Consider the following 1,158-nt stretch of genomic DNA (forward strand, 5'->3'; position numbering starts at 1 on the left):
CACGCGAGGATAGCTTGTAGATACTTGGCTCAGTAGAGCCATTGAGCAAGAAGCCCCCACTTCAAAATCTGAGATTTAAGTGGTGGGAGCATGTCACTACTTGGGAAGAAACAATTGCAGCAATTACAGATGTATTTGCAAAAGAAACTCAGCGGCATGAAGAGTTACGTGGAAGTGAAAAGTGTGATGAGTATGATAAACAGGTATATCAGAATCTGGCCGAAGGCAAGATAAACGAGGTAAAACTGTCCTCTGCACTTCTGGACCTTTCAAGCATGATCCGCAAGCATTATGGGATTGCACCGGTTATTATTATTGATGAATATGATACACCGATTCAGCAGGGATATATGAAAGATTATTATGATAAGATTATCCTGTTCATGCGAAATTTTTTTTCAGGGGGATTTAAGGATAATAAGAATTTATCTTTCGGATTTCTTACCGGAATTTTGCGAGTAGCAAAAGAAAGCATCTTCAGTGGAATGAATAATCTTGCCATTTATTCTGTGCTGGATAATAAATACAGTTCTTATTTTGGTTTTATATTGGTGAGATTCTTGGTGAAGCGGATGCAGAAATGTACATCCGTTTAACAGCGTTGCTTAACGGCGAAAGTTTTATCACGTATATTGATACCGGGGTGATTTATCCACAGATTAAAAATAATCCGTCAACGATCTACAGCTTTCTTCTCATTACCGGATATTTAAAAGCTGTGAGTACAACTTTATCCTTTAATGGGGATTTTATGTGTCAGGTGGCTTTGCCGAATCAGGAGATTGCGGTAGTGTATCGTAAAGAAATATTGCAGAAGCTTGAAAGGCTGATTCCCCAGCCTACTGCAATCCAGGTTCAGGAAGCAATTTTTACCGGAGACTGCAAAAAACTTCAGAAGTTAATCCAGACGATGCTGCTTCAATCTGTCAGTTTTTTTGATACAGCTGGGGAGAATTTCTATCATGGATTCATGTTAGGTTTATGTGCATTAGTAGGAGGTACATTCGCAACTTCAAACAGGGAATCCGGGGATGGCAGATATGATATCCAGTTAAAACCTTTAAGTAAAGGGCACTGAAAAAGTCTGATTCTAAAAAAGAATTGGGCTTTTTTTCGTATTTCCATTATAATAGAAATATAAGGAGGGAGCGGCTACCA

The 1,158-nt window shown here is 38.8% G+C and carries 2 protein-coding genes; both read left to right on the top strand.

What is annotated here, in order from left to right:
- The first annotated feature begins 41 nt into the window (after positions 1 to 41).
- Positions 42 to 596 (top strand): AAA family ATPase, encoded by a 555-nt coding sequence (locus OCV61_RS18425; RefSeq protein WP_262583447.1) that lies wholly within the window; start codon positions 42 to 44, stop codon positions 594 to 596.
- Positions 581 to 1,078, top strand: coding sequence for a PD-(D/E)XK nuclease domain-containing protein (locus OCV61_RS18430; protein ID WP_262583448.1), 498 nt, complete (start codon positions 581 to 583; stop codon positions 1,076 to 1,078). Before OCV61_RS18425 ends, OCV61_RS18430 begins: the two co-directional genes overlap by 16 nt.
- Positions 1,079 to 1,158 lie beyond the last annotated feature (80 nt).

Origin of the sequence: Blautia ammoniilytica (assembly GCF_025566965.1) — a bacterium.
In the GTDB taxonomy this organism is placed as follows: domain Bacteria; phylum Bacillota; class Clostridia; order Lachnospirales; family Lachnospiraceae; genus Blautia_A; species Blautia_A ammoniilytica.